Here is a 17,902-nt window from a genome sequence, read left to right as displayed (position 1 = left end):
CTCACTACGTTCGTCGAAATGACAATCATTGGAAGTGGGGATACCTCTATCAACCCTTCCCTTTAAGACAAAAAGAATATATTTGACTTGTGTTTCTTATTTTGAATGATCGTAGCGACAGAGGACTTTTAATATTTAGTTCATTGGATGTAATTTTTAAATGAAAAATAGGTCTTTTAGGCTGAAAATTATAGTTATAACTTGAATAGTTTTGATTCTAAATTTTCTCGAATATCTTCGGGAAGAGTTTCGATAAATTTATCGGTAACCTTGTAATAGATTTTTCCTTCAAAAAATTCCTTTTCTATATAGCCTAACTTTAGAAGCTCGTTTATAACTCTTGCGCTGTTTACGCCTCGAATTTTATCAATTTCATCTTTTGTTCTCTTCTTTTTAAGAATTAACCCTATAACCTCTATTAAGTTTTTTGATAGAGTTATCTTTTTCTTCTTGATGAATTTCTCAAAAAATCTTCTATATTTTGCATTCGGTATCATTCGAACTTTATTTTTTTCAAATGCAAGATTTATACCAGTTTCCTTGAGGTTATTTTCAAGTTCTGAAAGAAGTTCAAGAATACTTCTTTTATCTAGTCCAATAATTGATGCAATCTTGTCAATACTAACCGGTTTTACAGACACAAATAAAATCGATTCAATTGCGTAAAGGTATTCTTCCCTCTTCATTGAGCCTCAAAATGATCGGTGAAAAATGATCTTCTTGTAATATCTTCAAAAAGTTGTTTTTTGCAAGTATAAGCACCGCAAGAAATGTTGCAATGACCTCTATTTTAGAATTGCACTCTTCAATAAGTTTTCTAAAATCAATCTCTATAAACTGGGTGAGCTTTTCTTTTAGTTTTTCAATAATGTAAGCTACGGAAACTTGCTCAACAGAAATAGTTTTATTTTCATAATATTTTTCTCTTTGAAGCACTTCTTTCACAATTTTTTCAAGACGAGAAATTGGGATTTCATTTGATGATACCTTTTCAACAAATGTTCTTCTGATTACAGTTTTTTCAACGGATTTTTCGAGTACTTCAATAATATCGTCAATGTTTTCTTCATGAAGAGTTTTCTTTCCCTGTTCCTTTAGTCCCAAAAGATACAATAGAAGTTCTGATTTTAACTCAAGAAGAGTTGCCAAGAGCAAAATTTTTTCACTTAATTCAAAATTGTCAATCCTTTGAAGCTCATTTGAGACCAACTCCAAAATTGAAATACTTAAAAGGGAATTCTTGTTTCGTTTTGCTTCGTAAACAATCTCCTCAAGGCTCATTTTAGATTCATCTTTGTTAGTGCTTCATCAAGTGTTGCATTTGCTACATAAGATGCATTCTTGGAACCTTCTTCGAAGACATCCTCGACTTTGTCGATCTCTTTTTTAAGTTCCTCTCGTTTTTGTCGAATTGGTCTTAAATATTCGTTCAATTTATTTGCAAGATTCTTTTTGCATGCAACACAACCAAGTGCTCCAGATCTACAATCTCTCTCAATATCGTTTACTTCAGCTTTATTAAAAATCTTGTGGTATGTGAATACATTGCACACCTCAGGGTGTCCTTTGTCATGTAATCTTATCTTTTCAGGATCAGTAATTGCTCTCATTATTTTCTTTGTTGTGTCCTCCTCTGTATCTGCAATCTTTATATCATTTTCAAGACTCTTTGACATCTTTTTACCATCAATGCCTGGCACATACGGAAACTCTGTAAGAAGTGCCTGTGGTTCGACAAAGAGCTCACCATAAAGATAATTAAATCTTCTTACGATTTCTCTTGTCATTTCAAGGTGCGGCAGTTGATCTTTACCCACGGGAACATACTTAGCTTTATATAGAATAATATCTGATGCCATAAGAACAGGATAACCAAGCAGTCCATAGGATGCGTTTTCCTTAAGGTCAAGGTCTTTAATCATCTCTTTTACTGTTGGATTTCTTTCAAGCCACGAAATTGGAACGATCATTGAAAGAAGTAAGTGTAAGTAAGTATGTGCTGGGACTTTCGATTGAATAAAAAGTGTAGCCTTTTTTGGATCAATACCTGCGGCAAGCCAATCAAGCATTACTGCAATCCTATTTTTCTTGAAATCTTCTGTGTGCTCGTAGTTTGTTGTGAGTACATGCAAATCTGCAATGAAGAAATAACTTTTATAAGTTTCTTGAAGCTTTTTAAGGTTGTCAATAACACCTACAAGGTGCCCTATGTGGAGCTCTCCTGTTGAACGCATTCCTGTAACTACAACATCCATTATTCTCCTCCTACTTTAAAAATGGATTTTTCCAATAAGATTTATTATGGGTGAAACTGCCTTAGAAAAGAAATAATTAAATCTAAAAAATGGAATTGAAATAATAATAACAAGGAAAATTATCCCATAGTAATTTAACGCATCATCGTAGAGAAATCTAAGGGGATTTTTTGTAAGGGCGAATATTATTTTTGAACCATCAAGCGGTGGAATAGGAATAAGGTTAAATATTGCAAGGTATATACTTAATACAATAATATACCTTGCAAGTTCAACGAAATATCCAAAGCCTGTAAGTACTATTGGGTTAACGCTCATCCAGTTAAAAAGCGGTGCAAGTAAAAATGCTGTAATAAGATTTGCAAGAGGCCCTGCAAGAGAGACAAAAATCATTCCTTTTCTGAGGTTTCTTAATGCAGTAAAATCAACAGGAACAGGTTTTCCCCAGCCAAATCTAAAAATAACAAGTGAAAGTAGCCCTATTGGATCAATATGCCTTAGTGGATTTAAAGATAGTCTTCCCTCTTCTTTTGCTGTGGTATCTCCCATTTTGTAAGCAACATAGGCATGTCCAAACTCATGTATCGTAAGAACAATCAATACGGCAGGTATCACATACAACAATTCACTTATATATTGATTTATGTAATTCATCTCTATCATCTCCTTAAAGCATTTTACTCTATACTCAACAATTATACACATGAAACGCTATTTTTAAAATTTTTGATGTTTTATTTAAAAATCTTGCTAAAATAGTAAAGTATGGAAGAAAAAATTGTTGTTATTCTTGGGCCAACAGCAACCCATAAAAGTGATATTGCCTTAGAACTTGTTAAGGATTTTCCTCTTGAGATTGTATCTGCTGACTCAATGCAGTTTTATAAGGGTATGGACATAGGCACTGCAAAGGTATCGAAAGAAATAAGAGAAAAAATTCCACACCACTTTATAGACATAATTGATGTATCTCAAAATTATAGTGTTGGGCAATACAAAAGGGAATTTTTGAAATTAGTCCAAGAAATTTACAAGAATAAAAAGATTCCTCTTATTGTTGGGGGCTCTGGGCTCTACATAAGAGCAATTACTGAGAATTTTCCAGTCGAGGAATCTCCATCTCCCGATATCGATTTGCGAAGAGAACTTGAAGGGAAATCTTTAGATGAGATAAAAAAACTTGCAGAAAGTATAGACTTTGATGCAGCTTCAAGAGTTTTTGATAAAAAACGCCTCATAAGAATAATTGAATACTACAAAAAGACGGGCAAGAAAATTTCGGAAGTAAAAAATCCTTCAGTTAAGTTTAGGTTCTTAAAAATTGGTCTTATAAAGCCCAGGGAAATTCTCTATAGAGACATAGAAAAACGTGTGGATAAAATGATTGAACTTGGTTTTGTAGAAGAAGTTAAGAGTTTAAAAGAGAAGTATGCTCAATGGTCAAAAACAGCAAGGCAAGCAATAGGATATAAGGAAATTCTTGATTATCTTGAGGGACAAATCACATTTGATGAAGCGATTGAACTTATTAAGAAAAACACGCGACATCTTGCAAAAAGGCAGATCACATGGTTCAAAAAAGAGAAGGATGTTTTGTGGTTTGACTCAACAGATATTCAACTAATCATAAATGAAATTAAAAGATTGGTAGGTGATTTTGTAAATGATGATTGAGGACCGCTTTATAGAATTGGGAAAAACTTCAGAACTATCACTTAAAGAGCACTTTGAAAAGGTAGATTTAATTCGAGAAAAAAATTTTTTAAAGGTTCTTGATGCTTTTCAAAATGTAAAACTCCACGATTCTGATTTAAACTACACTTCTGGTTATGGCTACAATGATATTGGTCGTGAAAAGACTGAGGCAGTTTTTGCAAGAATTTTTGGTGGCGAAGATGCACTTGTTCGTCCTCAAATTATTTCTGGAACTCATGCAATTTCTATAACTCTTTTTGGACTTTTAAGACCAGGCGATTTGCTTGTCTATGCAAGCGGTAAACCCTACGAAACAGGCGAAGGCATTATAGGGATTCGTGAAGTTGAAGGCTCGCTTAAAGAGTCTGGTGTTAAATACGGTGAATTTAATTTTAGAAATGGTTTTGATGAGAATCTCGTAAAGAATGCAAAAGTTTTAGTCTTTCAGAGATCTAAAGGGTATACTTTTACTGATTCGATAACAATAGATGAACTTGAAAATGCAATAAAGATTGTAAAATCAATTAATCCTCAAACAATTATTATGGTTGATAATTGTTATGGTGAATTTGTGGAAGACAGGGAACCTGGTGATGTTGGCGCTGATGTTGTTGTTGGGTCTTTAATCAAAAATGTAGGTGGTGGAATTGCAATAACAGGGGGATATATTGTTGGGAAAAAGGATCTTATCCAAAAAATCTCAACAAGACTTACTGCACCTGGTGTTGGGAAAGAAATCGGTCCAATGCTTGGGCTTACTCGAAATATTCTTCAGGGGATTTACTTTGCTCCACTTGTGGTTTCAAATGCTTTAAAAGGTGTAATATTTGCTTCAAAAATCTTTGAAGATTATGGATTTGAAGTGAAGCCTAGATACTTTGAAAAGAGAACCGATATAGTGCAGGCAATAAAATTTGGAAGTGAGGAACTGCTTATAAAATTTGCGCAGTCTATTCAACGTTTTTCACCAATTGATTCTGATGCAGAAATTGTGTCTGCGCCACTTCCAGGCTATGGAAATAAAGTTATTATGGCTGCTGGTACCTTTGTGCAGGGCTCTTCAATAGAATTATCATGTGATGCACCGATTGTTCCACCTTACATTGGTTATCTTCAAGGTGGTATATACTACGAACACACAAAATTTGCGAGTTTATACGCACTACAAGAAGTCTTAAAAATTTCTAAAAAATAAAAATGGCTTGATTACTAATTTTATTGACAAAATTTTGACTTAAAAAAATCTTAAAGAAATTGCATAAAAACTATTGCATTTTTTACAATTTTTGATATAAATACACCGATAAGGTTATAAACCTTACCACCTCCCTGCAAAAAACACTCTTGCTTAAAGAGTGGGAACGCAGGAAATTTAAAAGGAGAAGGACAACTCCTTTAAGAAACCCTACGGCTGGACTGGTCGGATGTTATGCCTGCGCAAGCAGGAAGCCCCTCGTTAAGCAGGGTGGCTGTCACTAATTCTTTGGAAGGGGGTGGCTGAAATGCGCACAGAAGGTAAACACATTATTATGGATGCATCTGGTTGCAATCCAGAGCTCCTAAATGATTTGAATTACCTAAGGTCGCTTCTTGTAGAAGCGGCACAGAAAGCTAATGCAACAGTTTTGAACGTTGCATTTCACCACTTTACTCCTCAGGGAGTTAGTGGGGTGGTGGTAATTTCCGAATCTCACCTCTCAATCCACACATGGCCTGAATATGGCTATGCTGCGTTGGATTTTTACACATGCGGAGACATCGATCCTAAGGTTGCCTGTGAGTATGTTGCAGAACATCTCAAAGCAAAATACGTTCAGACAACAGAAGTTTCCCGTGGAGAGGAACGCGAAGGGAAGTACCTGCACAAAATTCGTTCAGTAAGAACAAAGGTTTATGGAAAAGAATTATCTTTACTTCCATGACAGGTTTGGGGGTGCAGAAGAACATCTCCATGGCGTCAGAAAGATTATTTATGAGGTGAGGACTCCCTACCAGCTTATCCAAGTGGTAGAGAGTCCTACCTTTGGGAAGATGCTTATTATTGACGGAGATGTTCAATCCTCTCTTATAGATGAATATATCTACCACGAATCGCTTGTGCATCCTGCATTGTTAACTGCTCAATTACCAAAGGTTGTTGTTATCCTTGGCGGTGGAGAAGGTTCAACTTTAAGGGAAATTTTGAAACATAAAAGTGTAACAAAAGCAATAATGGTTGATATTGATAAGGACGCAACTGACATTGCAAAAGAATACATGAAAGAGTGGCATCAGGGCGCATTTGACGATCCAAGATCAACCCTTATTAATACCGATGCAAGAGCATTTGTAGAAAGCAATCTTTCAAATAATTCAGTTGATGTATTTATAAGTGATTTAACCGAACCTTATGAAGGTGGTCCTTCATACAAGCTCTATTCAGTTGAATTTTATAAAACTATCTTTGATAGACTTAAAGAAAATGGTGTTTTTGTATTGCAGGCATCCCTTTTGAGGGTTACAAATTATAAAATGCATGCAATTATTAGAAATACTCTTAAGCAGATTTTTCCGATCGTTAGAAGCTATTTTGCCTATGTACCTGCGTTTGATACTACATGGGGCTTTATAATTGCATCGAAGAAAAACGATCCCAAGGCATTCACAAGGGAAGAGATTGACTACATGATTAAAGAGCAGATTGAAGGAGATTTGCGTTTTTATGATGGTGAAACCCATATTGCGCTCTTTAATCTGCCAAAAGATATCCGAAAACTAATAGATAGCGAAAAAGAAATTATTACAGATTCAAACTACATTCCTCTCGAAAGAAAAGAAAACCTATGATTCTTATAAAAAATGTTTCTGCAATTTTAGATTCAAAGACTTACAAGGAATCTGTTGATATTGTAATTAAGGACTCAAAGATTTCATTTATTGGTGACAATGCCAAAGAGAACAACTACTCAAAAGTAATTGATGGGAGTAATTTAATTGCAATGCCTGGGTTTGTAAATACTCATTCCCATCTTGCAATGACCTTTATGCGAGGTTATGCAGAGGATGTCACTTTACAAGATTGGCTCTACAAATATATTTTCCCTCTTGAAGATCACCTAACATACGATATGGTTTATTTTGGCACACTTCTTGCAGCAATTGAATCAATAAAAACAGGTACAACTACTGTTGCAGATTTCTACTACCATCCACAGGCGACATTAAGGGCACTTTCTGAGATTGGTATGCGTGGAAATATTGGTATTGCATATGCCTCAAAGCCTTTCATGGATAAGGTTATAATCGAAGAAGTTGAGAGAAAATTTAGAGAACTTTCAGGAAAAGATGAAAAAATCCTAATTAGCCTTGCACCACATGCTCCATATACGGTAAGTCAGGAGCTTCTAAAATATACAAAAGAACTTCAGAAGAAAGTTGGTTCTGTGGTGCAAATCCATTTACATGAAACAGAAAAAGAAGTTATTGATTACATGAAATCATACACAAGAACTCCTATTGAATATCTTGCTTCAATTGGCTTTCTAAATGAATTTGTGGTTGCTGCTCATTGTGTTTGGGTAAGTGAAAATGACATAAAGACTCTCAAGAAAAATGGTGTTTGGGTATCTTTAAATCCTGAAAGTAATATGAAACTTGGATCAGGACTTGCGCCTATTGATAGATTTATCGATGCTGGCCTTAAGCTTGCTGTTGGCACAGATGGCGTTGCATCAAATAACAACTTATCAGTGCTTGAAGCAGTGAGAATTGTAAGCCTCCTTGCAAAAGGTATCTCCAGAAACCCAAGAAAACTAAGCGTAACTGATGCGTTTGATATACTTACAGTGAATGGCGCAAAGGCACTCGGTTTTAATGATGTTGGTGTATTAAAAGAAGGTTTCAAGGCTGATTTAATTCTTGTAAGAAAGGATTTGCCCGAGATGGTGCCGATGCATTCACCACACTCAAACGTGATTTATTCGATGTATCCAGATAGTGTCAATACAGTTATTATTAACGGCGAAATCATAATGGAAAATAGAAAAATTCTTACTGTTGATGAGGAAGTTGTAAAGAAAGAGTTTAAGAATCTTTTAAGCAAACTCATTCAAAAATAATTACGAATATTTTGGTCTTATTCTCTTTAAAATCAAGATTGCAACACCATTTTCAATCTCAACGTAAATTGAATTTGAAAGTGCATAATTGCTTAGAGTCAAGGTTTCACCTAATTCAACACTTTTTCCTTTAAGAGGATAATATAAACCTTTTGAATCTTTAAATAATATTTTTCCTAATAATGGGAATATCGAAACTATGTCGTTAATATCGGTTTTAATTTCTATACTTTTATCAAATATGTAAATCTCCTCTTTATTCTCAAGGAACTTTCCCGATTTTCCTTCTTTAAATATTCTGTAGAGAATCGAAAGATTAAATAGAAGATGGTCGGTTCTGCCGCCAAGCATATTTGTGAGTATGATTTCATCATATCCAAGAGAAAGCGCGTGCGTTACTGCGATTTCTGTGTCTGAATAGTCTTTTTCCTTTGGATATTCAAGGTGATTGATTCTTTTGAGTAGCTCCTTATTTTTTAATGAATCGAAGTCCCCAATTGCAAGATCAACCTTTACGCCAGATTCGAGAAGTGTTTCAGCGCCAGCATCAATGCCTATGACAAAATCTACACTCTTTGCAAGGTCTCTTAAAAACTGCGGTGGATTTTTCATGCCATTTCCAACAAGCAAACACCTTTTCACACTAATATTATACAGTTAAAATAAATTTCGTTAGCGCAAACTTATCTATATTTTTGCCACAAAAAGTTTCACAGATAAACGCAGATAAAGACCTCTTTCGAATGTTTAAATTCATGGATAATATTTCAAATACAATTTTTATCGATCTAAAATGAGCGATTTCTCATCCCTCTAAAAAATGTTAGTACTTTTTTGAAAAAATTGCAAATTTTTTTGATTATATTTTTCTTCTTTATTGTTCGACATTACCTTAGATGATTCAGACATATTAATCTTTATAATTCTTTTTCTTCTTTGAATTTTTTTTCAATCTTATTCATCACTATATCATCTCAATATGATAGTGCTTTATCACTTAACGGGTGAAAGCACTATCTTTTTTTATTCTTCTGTAATTGCCGTCTTTGCAATTCTATGTGCTTAAGTTGCGTATCAAACCTATACTCTACCTAAGAAAAACATGCGAAAAATTTGGAGAATTGCTCAGATTAGGATCGATAATATTACTAAAATAGATTCTCTTCCTTAAACTTGTCAAGAAGGAATTTAGAGAAACTTTCTTGTATTTAATGTAAAAAATATGAAATTTCTCAATTAAGGATTGTGATTAATCTTATCCCGAGCGATAACAAGATTAGATTAATTGATCTTATTGTAAGAGGTCTTGTTCTTACAAATGAGCCTTGAAATGCAAAAAGGTCTTTGAATTTTTTTTGCAGTCCTTGTTTTTTAAAAAATGATTGGACTTTATAGGTTCTTATGATAAAATAGTCTGAAGGAGGTAGAAATGTTTACAGATTATTTAAACACTTTAATGGGCATTAATCAGTTCTATCTTGTATTAATTATTCCTATAGCAATTCTTATGATTATTTTAATTTTTGCAATTCTTACAGCTGTTGTTGCTCATAAGAAAGGGCGAAATGCCTTTGGTTGGTTCATTCTTGGGCTCTTAACAGGACCTGTGGGACTTGCAATTATTCTTGTTGCATTGCCAATTCATTATTACATAAAAAGTGGAGATGATGACCTATGAAGATTTTTATTGATACAGCGGATATTGAAGAAATTAGGACTGCGATTTCCTGGGGTATTGTTGATGGTGTAACAACAAATCCAACCTTGATTAAAAAGGCATTGCAAAAGTATCGTGGAAAAATTTCCTCTATGGAAGAATACATTAAAGAAATTTTGCGTACTGCAGGAAGACTTCGTCCCGTGAGTTTAGAAGTGATAAGCACTGATGAGGAGAAAATGGTAAAGGAAGCAACAATCCTCTATGAAAAATTTAATTACATTGCAAATAATGTTGTGGTTAAAATTCCCATAAATCCAAATCTTGGTGAAGGAAATGATTTTGACGGTGTGATGGCAGTAAAAGAATTAAAATCTTTAGGTATACCAACAAATGTTACGCTTGTTATGACTCCAGAACAGGCTGTCCTTGCGGCTAAAGTAGGTGCGGATTATGTAAGTCCTTTTGTTGGGCGTGTCGATGATTATCTCCGTGCAAAAGTTGGAATTGAATTTAAAAAAGAGGACTATTTTCCCTCTGATGGAATGGAATATGATGATGAATTAATTAATGATAACGGAATTGTAAGTGGAGTTCATATGCTTTCAATAATTAAAGAGATCTTTGCGAATTACAGATTTTCTACTAAAATAATTGCAGCATCCGTAAGAAACGCAAGGCAAGTTAGAGAAATTTTAGAAATAGGATGTGATGTTGCAACAATTCCTTTCTACGTGCTTAAAGATATGATCAAGCACACAAAAACTGAGGAAGGAATGATTAATTTTGTTAAAGATGTTGAGTTTGAATATAAAGAAATTTTTTGGAAAGGAGAGTAATTATGGAAATAAACGAAAAAGATCTTAAACATCTTGAGAAAGTTGGCGATGTTGTAGACACACTAATCGATCTTATGCTTAACTACAGGCAAAGTGGACATCCAGGTGGGTCACGCTCGAAAATGCATATGTTTGTTACATTAATGCTTTCAGGCTTTTTGCACTACGACATTAGATACCCCGAAAAGAGATTTGGGGATAGGTTTATTTTAGGCGCAGGACACACTATTCCACTTGTCTATGCAACTCTTGCTGTTTTAAATGGTGCTCTTCAAAAGAAGTATGAGGAAACTCATGACGAAAAGTTCAAATTGAGAAGAGAATTTGCGCTTCTTCCTGAGGACTTACTTGGTTTTAGAAGAAACAAAGGTCTTTCAGGCCATGCAGAGTTTGAAGGTAAAACTCTTTTCCTCAAGTTCAATACAGGTCCATCAGGGCATGGAATCACTGCCGCAGCAGGTGAGGCAGTTGCTCTTAAAAGGGCAGGACTTGATAAGGTTAAAGTTGTAGTTATTGAGGGAGATGCTGGTCTTACACCAGGTGGATTCCATGAAACTGCAAATTCTGCCTGGGGATTAGGGCTTGATAATCTTTTCTTCCTCATTGATTGGAATAACTATGGTATTGATGACCATCCCGTATCTGAAACAGTGTATGGTACACCAAAGGAGTGGTTTGGATGCCACGGTTGGCGTGTCATTGGCACCGAAAATGGAAATGACTTTAGAGAAGTTTTAAAGACAGAGGCTGAACTCTTTGATGAGAAGAACATTCATCCAAATGTTCCTAATGTTGCATACTTTAAGACAAGAAAAGGTAGAGGGTATCTAAAATATGACAATGCCTCCCATGGTGCACCCCACAAAATGAACTCAGAGCTTTTCTGGGAAACAAAGAAGGAATTCCAAGATAAATACGGTGTTAAATTCGTAGGTTTTGGTGAACCAGCTCCAAAAACAGAAGAAGAAATTTATAAACAATTCAAGGATAACATTGATGTTGCAATGAGCGTTGTTTATAACGATAGAGAACTTCTTGATTTCATTGCAAATAGACTTATAGAGATTGCAGGAACTGTGCCTGAAGATGTTCCCACGTTTGAACTTAAAGGGGAAAATCCAATAAAAGATAAGGCGCTCTATGATTACAAAAATTACCCTAAGGATCTTTATTTTGCACCGGGTACTCATGCTGCAAATAGGGAAGCATTTTCAAAATGGGGTTCATGGATTAATGCATATGTTGGGAAAAAATATGGAAGACCTCTATTTATAGCAATGTCAGCAGATCTTGCAGATTCAACACAGATTTCAGGTTTTGCGAAACCTTATGGAGATTTTCCAGGCTTTGGCTGGTATGATAAAGTACACAACAAGAAAGGAGTTCTTCTCCCTCAAGAGATTACTGAGTTTGTAAATTCTGGTATTTCTGTTGGTATTGCTTCAGTGAACTTTGCAGAAGATCCATTTAATGAGTTTAAAGGATTTTACACAGCTTCATCAACCTATGGTTCCTTTGCTTACCTTAAATATGGTATGATGAGACTGTTTTCTCAAATGGCACAAGACTGTCAACTTAAAGTTGGAAAAACAATCTGGGTTATGGGGCATTCAGGACCTGAAACGGCTGATGATTCAAGAACTCATTTTGGAATATTTGCGCCTGGTGTAAGAGATCTATTTCCACAGGGACACATTATAGACCTTGTTCCATTTGAGGCAAATGAAGTGCCTGTTCTTTTGGGAAGAGCGCTTGAACTTGAAACACCAATCATAGCACTTGTTTTGACAAGACCCGCTATTCCTATACCAGATAGAGAAGCTTTAGGACTTGCTTCATATTTTGAAGCAGTGCATGGTGCATATATACTAAAAGACTTCGATCCTAATTTAGAACCAATGGGTACAGTTATTGTACAGGGAACAAGTTCAACGTTGTCTGTCATAAAAGTGATACCTCAACTTAAAGAGGCCAAACTTAATGTGAGAATTGTTTCCGCACCAAGTTATGAACTATTTAGAAGAGAACCACAGGAATATAAAGATAAAGTACTACCTTGGAAACTCTTCCATGATGCAATGGTTATCACAAATGAATCAATTAAGCTTATGCATCACTGGATTGCAAACCCAGTTGTTAAAGAATATTCACTGTCTTCTGATTGGGACAATAGATGGAGAACAGGTGGCACAGTTGATGAAGTAGTTGAAGAAGCTCACCTTGATCCGAAACACGTATTTGAAGGTATTGAAAGATTTGTAAAAGACCGAGAAAAGAGACTTTCAAGAATTGCAGAGATAGTTAAATAGGGTTTTATTACTTTGCCCGGGGATTCGGAATATGAGTCTCCGGGCTTTTTTATTTCTTTGTTATTTTATGTAATCGTGCTAAAATCAATTCATGAAAATCAAAGAAAAGCCTCTTTATAAAAAAGAAGAAATAGGAAATAGCATTACACATGGTGTTGGCGTTGCTCTAAGTATTGCAGGTCTTGTTTTGCTTATTATAAAAGGGGTGGGATCACATAATTCAATAAAATTTTTTGCGTATTTAATTTTTGGAATAACTTTGACACTTCTGTATACGGCATCTACTCTTTACCATGCACTTTACATAAATGTGAAAAGTGATAGAATAAAGCGAATTTTGAGGCTTTTAGACCACTCGGCAATTTATCTTCTTATTGCAGGCACTTATACTCCGTTTTCTCTTATTGGAATTGGGGGGACATTGGGCAGAAATATCTTTATTATCGTTTGGGTGCTTGCAATAACTGGTGTTGTTTTAAAAGCATTTTTTGTTGGAAAATTCCCTGTGCTTTTTACTACGACATACCTTGTGATGGGTTATCTTATAATTTTTTCTTGGAAGGCACTTGTTGCAAGTATTCCTAAAGGTGCATTAATTCTTCTTATTGCAGGAGGATTAACCTATACGCTTGGTGTGTTTTTCTATGCCTTTCAAAGGTATCAATATAATCACTTTATTTGGCACTTTTTTGTCCTTGCGGGAAGCATCCTTCACTATCTTGCGGTTTTACTCTATCTTTAGGGTGCATTTTATAACTATCTTTTTGTGTAATAATAAGATATTGACTTTTATTTCTTATTTGAGTAGTATTTATTCACGATGGATAAAATTCATTATTATGATGGTGAAATCTATAGAAAGATTATTGACCCAAACTTAAAGGGTTTAAGAGGCCAAATCCTTGATGAAATTAAAAACTGCAACAAACTTATCGACATAGGCTGTGGAACAGGCGCACTTGTAATTGAAGCGAGTTTGGTGTGCAAAAATGCAATCGGCATAGACCTCTCTTCAAAGATGATTGAAGTTGCCTTAAAAACAAAAACCAAGATGAAACTTGGAAATGTGAATTTTTTTCATGGTGGAATAGAAGTTCTAAGAATTTTTAAAGATAAAGAATTTGACTTTGCAACATTTTCAATGTCGATTCATGAGATGGATGAAAAAGAACGGATTTTACTTCTAAATGAAGCATTAAGAGTTGCAAAAGAAGTTATCGTTGCAGATTATTTAATACCAGCGGAGACATTTCCTTCGGATTTAGGTGTTATTTTTGTCGAGTTTATTGCAGGTTTAAATCACTTTAAAAACTACATTAATTTTAGATGGCATGGCGGTGTAGAATATCTTATTGAACAAACAAATGCAAGAGTTATTGCCCGAAAGACATATTCTACAATTTTCGAAGTAGTTCGTCTTTCAAAATGACAATTATTTTCTATATTTTCCTACTTTCTCTTCAATTGTAACTTCATCTTTCTTATTGTCGATCTTTATAATTGTAAAAACTCTTCGTAAGCCTTTATCCATTGTAATGTTAAACACATTTTGATCCCTTCAAACAGTACATAGAGATTTACTTCAATTGTGGTGCTATTTGCAGAAACTTCGTATTTTAAGCCTGAAGTAATTATAACTTTTACTGCTTTATCATCTTTTTCATAAATTTTGTTTTGAGAAACCGCTCAAATTACCGCAAATTCTCAATTACCACACAGACTTTCTAGCTAAATAGGGGCGAAAGCCCCTATTTAGCCTCTTTTACTATGAGCTTTACTCCTTCTACTCCAGTTACGACTACCTTTTTCCCTTTTTCAATAACACTTCCATCTTCGCTTATTGCTGTCCAATATCGACCTTCAACAAGTACTTCTCCGCTATAACTTATGTCTTTTACATCTTTAGTTACTACTCCTATTTTACCTATAATCATATCAATATTTGTTTTATAGTTGTATCCTATTATTTTGAGTTTCTTTTTAAGTAAGAATTCAGAGGAAAGGATAAGAGCTAAAGAGGAAGCAATAAATACGACAATCTGTGCGGTGATTCCAAAGTCAAGGAGATTAAAGATAAGAGAAATTATTGCAGCAACACTGAACCAGATTGAAAAGAATGTTAAAGTATTTATTTCAATGATTGCGGATAATGCCGCAACTATAATCCAAAAAATAGTTAAATTTAACTTGCTCATACGTGCCTTCTTTTAGGCTTATTACTTTTCATTTTCGCCTTTTTCTTCCTCTTTTGAGAAGATTTCTTTTATTGTGCCAAGTGAACCTAATAGTGCTGAAGACTCATAAGGGAGGAATATCTTTGTTGCCTTTCCCTCTGCAATTTTGTTTAATGTTTCAAGGTAGTTAATAGCGATAATGTCTTTTGTGGGATTCCCTTTGTGAATTCCTTGGAAGTATACTTCTGCTGCATCACCTTTTGCTTTTGCAACAGTTAAAAGTGCTTGTGCTTCACCCTCTGCTCTTAAAATCTGCGCCTGCCTTTCACCTTCTGCAGTTAAGATCTTTGCCTGCCTTTCACCCTCGGCCTTAAGGATTGCTGCTTGTTTTATGCCTTCTGCTTCAAGAATTGTTGCACGTTTATCACGTTCTGCCTTCATCTGCTTAGTCATTGCTTCTTGAATTTCTGGGGGCGGCATAATTGTCTTAATTTCAACTCTTGTAACTTTTATGCCCCATGGGTCTGTTGCAATATCGAGGTCTTGCCTTAAGGTCTCATTAATTTTTTCTCTTGAAGTAAGCAATTCATCAAGCGTTAAGTTTCCGCAAACATTTCTTATTGCAGTTTGTGTAAGTTTTAAAATCGCTTGGTCTACATCTTGAACTTCATAGACAACTTTTACAGGATCTGTTACCATATAGTACATAACGTTGTCAATTTTCACAACAACATTGTCCTTTGTGATTATCTCTTGTGGAGGATAGTCCCATACCTGTTCCCTTAGATCAACAATTTTTCTTACGCTTTCAATAAAGGGAATGAGAACATGCAAGCCAGGTTTAAGGGTTCTTGAATATTGGCCAAGCCTTTCAACAACAGCGGCTGTTGCCTGTCGCACGACGATTACACTTCGGAGAGCAATCGCAATGACGACAAGAATAAGGACTAAATAAAGAATTAGTTGTAACATTTATCACCTCCTATTTTATCAATACATTTTATCACTTTTTAGATCATTAACAAAATATAAATTGAAGTATAATTACTATATGGGAATTTTTGAGATTATTGGGCCTATAATGATTGGGCCATCAAGTTCGCACACGGCAGGGGCTGTTCGAATAGGAAAATATGCAAGGCGTATTTATGGTGTTAGTAAGCTTTTCGATCTTGTTGAGATTGATCTTTTTAATTCGTTCTCAGAATCAGGAGTTGGGCACGGCACAGATCTTGCGATACTTTCAGGCATTTTGTGTTTTAATGTTGATGATGAACGCATCCTCAATGCGTTTGGCATTGCAAAAGAAATGGGGATAAATTACAAATTTAATTTTATGGGTATTAATGAGGAGCTTCCAGAAAATACTGCAAAAATAACTTTTTATAACAATAGAGAACCTTTCTATATTTTTGGCGAATCAATAGGTGGGGGTTTGATACGTATTTTTAATATTAATGGTTACAATGTAAACCTTTTTGGAAGACACCCCGTGCTTATTGTTATTGCAAAAGATGTGCCAGGTATTGTTGCACACGTTTCAAAGGTAATTGCTGATACGGGTATTAACATTGCAAAAGCAGAAATTGAGAGGGATTCCTCTATAGGTGAATCGCTCTCCGTTTTTAAACTTGATGCAGATTTTCCAAAAGATAGGCTTCACTTGATTCTTGAAAATAAAAATATAAAAGAAGCAATAACAGTTGAAAGGCTTGAGGAATTATAGGGAGATATTATGAAGATAAAATTTAAAAGTTTTGCAGAGTTGAAGGAAAAGGTAAGTTCATCAGGGCTTACTCTATCAAGGTTTCTTATCCACTATGAAGCAATAAACGAGGGAAAAGAAGAAGAATTTGTGATAAGTAAGATGGATAGAACACTTTCTGCAATGGAGGAATCAATAGAAAAAGGGCTTAAAAATAAAAATGTCTCAAAAACAGGGTTTGTAAATGGGTGGGCTTATCAATTAAAAGAATACATAAATGGTAGTAATTTTCATCTACTTTCACCTGAATTTACTGAGGTCATTCTAAATACCCTTGCAGTTTCTGAGATGAACGCATGCATGGGGCGAATTGTTGCAGCACCCACAGCAGGTTCCTGTGGCGTTTTACCAGGTTCGCTTATTACAGTTGCGAAGTTAAAGGGAGTTGATCGTCGAAAATTAATTGAAGCACTTTTTGTTGCAGGTGGTATTGGGGAAGTGTTCCAAAACCTTGCAAGTTTGTCTGGTGCGCGCCATGGATGTCAAGCAGAAGTTGGTGCAGCATCCTCTATGTCCGCGGGTGCAATTGTTTCGCTTTTTTCAGATGATATAGATAAAATTGAAAGTGCCTCAGCTTTTGCATTGAAAAATGTTTTAGGTCTTGTGTGCGATCCAATTGGAGGTTTTGTTGAAATTCCATGTATCAAGCGAAATGTAATGGGTGCAGTCAATGCAATTGCCTCAGCTGAGATGGCTCTTGCAGGTATTAAGACACTCATCCCTCTCGATGAAGTTATAATTGCAATGAAACGCATTGGCGAAAGAATGCCACTTGAATTGAGGGAAACAGGCGAAGGTGGTTTAGCTTTAACCGAAACCGCCAAACGTCTTTTACAAAAATTCAAAGCAAAATAGAAAGTTTTTGTTTCTCATTAAAAGCAGAAAATCTATGGTTTACCTTACATTTTATAAAAAGCTTTTAAATTTTCTCTTTTTGATTTTTTACTATGATTATTGGTGAAGGAGGTATAAATGGATTATGAAAAATGTTTGAAAAAACTCTCGCTTATGAGAAGTATGTGATAATTTTTTTCTTTCTTCTGTTATTATTCCAAATCTTATTAATCTAAGTAATACTTTATCTTGGGTATGCATGAATTATCATTCTTAC

At 34.9% G+C, this 17,902-nt stretch carries 21 protein-coding genes; 12 read left to right on the top strand and 9 right to left on the bottom strand.

The annotated features are described in order from the left end of the window. Nucleotides 1-194 precede the first annotated feature (194 nt). Genes scpB through ACP5SP_RS05895 form a run of 4 tightly spaced genes read right to left on the bottom strand, consistent with a single transcriptional unit; the run spans nt 195 to nt 2,909 of the window. Complete coding sequence (gene scpB, locus ACP5SP_RS05910) at nt 195-686, bottom strand: SMC-Scp complex subunit ScpB (protein ID WP_416085143.1); 492 nt, start codon at nt 684-686, stop codon at nt 195-197. Continuing rightward, nucleotides 655-1,281, bottom strand: coding sequence for a segregation/condensation protein A (locus ACP5SP_RS05905; RefSeq protein WP_416085144.1), 627 nt, complete (start codon nt 1,279-1,281; stop codon nt 655-657). The genes scpB and ACP5SP_RS05905 overlap by 32 nt, the downstream gene beginning before the upstream one ends. Continuing rightward, complete coding sequence (trpS, locus tag ACP5SP_RS05900) at nt 1,278-2,255, bottom strand: tryptophan--tRNA ligase (RefSeq protein ID WP_416085145.1); 978 nt, start codon at nt 2,253-2,255, stop codon at nt 1,278-1,280. Before trpS ends, ACP5SP_RS05905 begins: the two co-directional genes overlap by 4 nt. A 15-nt stretch (nt 2,256-2,270) precedes the next feature. Next, on the bottom strand, nt 2,271-2,909 hold the full coding sequence (locus ACP5SP_RS05895; RefSeq protein WP_416085146.1) for a site-2 protease family protein: 639 nt from the start codon (nt 2,907-2,909) through the stop codon (nt 2,271-2,273). A 111-nt stretch (nt 2,910-3,020) separates the two neighbouring features. On the opposite strand from ACP5SP_RS05895, the gene miaA reads away from it, so the two are divergent. From miaA to ACP5SP_RS05870, 5 genes are all read left to right on the top strand, one after another. Further along, complete coding sequence (gene miaA, locus ACP5SP_RS05890) at nt 3,021-3,929, top strand: tRNA (adenosine(37)-N6)-dimethylallyltransferase MiaA (RefSeq protein ID WP_416085147.1); 909 nt, start codon at nt 3,021-3,023, stop codon at nt 3,927-3,929. Further along, nucleotides 3,919-5,145 carry an aminotransferase class I/II-fold pyridoxal phosphate-dependent enzyme gene (locus tag ACP5SP_RS05885; RefSeq protein ID WP_424607064.1) on the top strand — a complete coding sequence of 409 codons (1,227 nt, stop codon included), beginning with the start codon at nt 3,919-3,921 and terminating at the stop codon, nt 5,143-5,145. The genes miaA and ACP5SP_RS05885 overlap by 11 nt, the downstream gene beginning before the upstream one ends. Before the next feature lie 307 nt (nt 5,146-5,452). Further along, a complete protein-coding gene (gene speD / locus ACP5SP_RS05880; protein WP_416085149.1) occupies nt 5,453-5,872 on the top strand; it encodes an adenosylmethionine decarboxylase in 420 nt (139 codons plus the stop codon). Then, nucleotides 5,844-6,776, top strand: coding sequence for a spermidine synthase (locus tag ACP5SP_RS05875; protein WP_416085150.1), 933 nt, complete (start codon nt 5,844-5,846; stop codon nt 6,774-6,776). Before speD ends, ACP5SP_RS05875 begins: the two co-directional genes overlap by 29 nt. Continuing rightward, nucleotides 6,773-8,047, top strand: coding sequence for an amidohydrolase (locus ACP5SP_RS05870; RefSeq protein ID WP_424587035.1), 1,275 nt, complete (start codon nt 6,773-6,775; stop codon nt 8,045-8,047). The genes ACP5SP_RS05875 and ACP5SP_RS05870 overlap by 4 nt, the downstream gene beginning before the upstream one ends. Here the strand turns inward: ACP5SP_RS05870 and ACP5SP_RS05865 are convergent, their stop codons facing one another. Then, entirely contained in the window at nt 8,048-8,689 is a 642-nt protein-coding gene (locus ACP5SP_RS05865; RefSeq protein ID WP_416085152.1) for a thiamine diphosphokinase, read from the bottom strand. It lies immediately after the preceding gene. Nucleotides 8,690-9,476: 787 nt separating this feature from the next. Between ACP5SP_RS05865 and ACP5SP_RS05860 the strand changes: the two genes are divergently transcribed. The 5 genes from ACP5SP_RS05860 (at nt 9,477) to ACP5SP_RS05840 (ending at nt 14,281) form a co-directional block, all read left to right on the top strand. Beyond that, a complete protein-coding gene (locus tag ACP5SP_RS05860) occupies nt 9,477-9,725 on the top strand; it encodes a hypothetical protein (RefSeq protein WP_416085729.1) in 249 nt (82 codons plus the stop codon). Continuing rightward, complete coding sequence (locus ACP5SP_RS05855) at nt 9,722-10,543, top strand: transaldolase family protein (protein WP_428076215.1); 822 nt, start codon at nt 9,722-9,724, stop codon at nt 10,541-10,543. The genes ACP5SP_RS05860 and ACP5SP_RS05855 overlap by 4 nt, the downstream gene beginning before the upstream one ends. Nucleotides 10,544-10,545: 2 nt before the next feature. After that, complete coding sequence (locus tag ACP5SP_RS05850) at nt 10,546-12,852, top strand: transketolase-like TK C-terminal-containing protein (RefSeq protein WP_428076213.1); 2,307 nt, start codon at nt 10,546-10,548, stop codon at nt 12,850-12,852. Nucleotides 12,853-12,943: 91 nt separating this feature from the next. Beyond that, nucleotides 12,944-13,594, top strand: coding sequence for a PAQR family membrane homeostasis protein TrhA (gene trhA / locus ACP5SP_RS05845; RefSeq protein WP_424587041.1), 651 nt, complete (start codon nt 12,944-12,946; stop codon nt 13,592-13,594). A gap of 78 nt (nt 13,595-13,672) precedes the next feature. Then, nucleotides 13,673-14,281 (top strand): class I SAM-dependent methyltransferase, encoded by a 609-nt coding sequence (locus ACP5SP_RS05840; protein ID WP_416085733.1) that lies wholly within the window; start codon nt 13,673-13,675, stop codon nt 14,279-14,281. A 3-nt stretch (nt 14,282-14,284) separates the two neighbouring features. Here the strand turns inward: ACP5SP_RS05840 and ACP5SP_RS05835 are convergent, their stop codons facing one another. The 4 genes from ACP5SP_RS05835 to ACP5SP_RS05820 form a co-directional block, all read right to left on the bottom strand. Then, the gene (locus ACP5SP_RS05835) at nt 14,285-14,398 is read right to left on the bottom strand and encodes a thiamine-binding protein (protein WP_416085734.1); all 114 of its coding nucleotides are present in this window, start codon (nt 14,396-14,398) and stop codon (nt 14,285-14,287) included. Beyond that, nucleotides 14,347-14,484 carry a hypothetical protein gene (locus tag ACP5SP_RS05830; protein WP_424587043.1) on the bottom strand — a complete coding sequence of 46 codons (138 nt, stop codon included), beginning with the start codon at nt 14,482-14,484 and terminating at the stop codon, nt 14,347-14,349. The genes ACP5SP_RS05835 and ACP5SP_RS05830 overlap by 52 nt, the downstream gene beginning before the upstream one ends. A gap of 116 nt (nt 14,485-14,600) precedes the next feature. Continuing rightward, nucleotides 14,601-15,047 (bottom strand): NfeD family protein, encoded by a 447-nt coding sequence (locus ACP5SP_RS05825; protein ID WP_416085735.1) that lies wholly within the window; start codon nt 15,045-15,047, stop codon nt 14,601-14,603. Between the two features lie 21 nt (nt 15,048-15,068). Next, nucleotides 15,069-15,998, bottom strand: coding sequence for an SPFH domain-containing protein (locus ACP5SP_RS05820; RefSeq protein ID WP_428076211.1), 930 nt, complete (start codon nt 15,996-15,998; stop codon nt 15,069-15,071). 79 nt (nt 15,999-16,077) lie between these two features. On the opposite strand from ACP5SP_RS05820, the gene sdaAB reads away from it, so the two are divergent. Both sdaAB and sdaAA read left to right on the top strand, forming a co-directional pair. Continuing rightward, nucleotides 16,078-16,752, top strand: coding sequence for an L-serine ammonia-lyase, iron-sulfur-dependent subunit beta (gene sdaAB / locus ACP5SP_RS05815; RefSeq protein ID WP_428076209.1), 675 nt, complete (start codon nt 16,078-16,080; stop codon nt 16,750-16,752). Nucleotides 16,753-16,761: 9 nt separating this feature from the next. After that, the gene (gene sdaAA / locus ACP5SP_RS05810) at nt 16,762-17,646 is read left to right on the top strand and encodes an L-serine ammonia-lyase, iron-sulfur-dependent, subunit alpha (protein ID WP_428076207.1); all 885 of its coding nucleotides are present in this window, start codon (nt 16,762-16,764) and stop codon (nt 17,644-17,646) included. Nucleotides 17,647-17,902 lie beyond the last annotated feature (256 nt).

Origin of the sequence: Caldisericum sp. (assembly GCF_049967455.1) — a bacterium.
Lineage (GTDB): Bacteria > Caldisericota > Caldisericia > Caldisericales > Caldisericaceae > Caldisericum > Caldisericum exile_A.
Note: the sequence above shows the minus strand (reverse complement) of the source record. Positions and strands in the feature narration are given on the sequence as shown.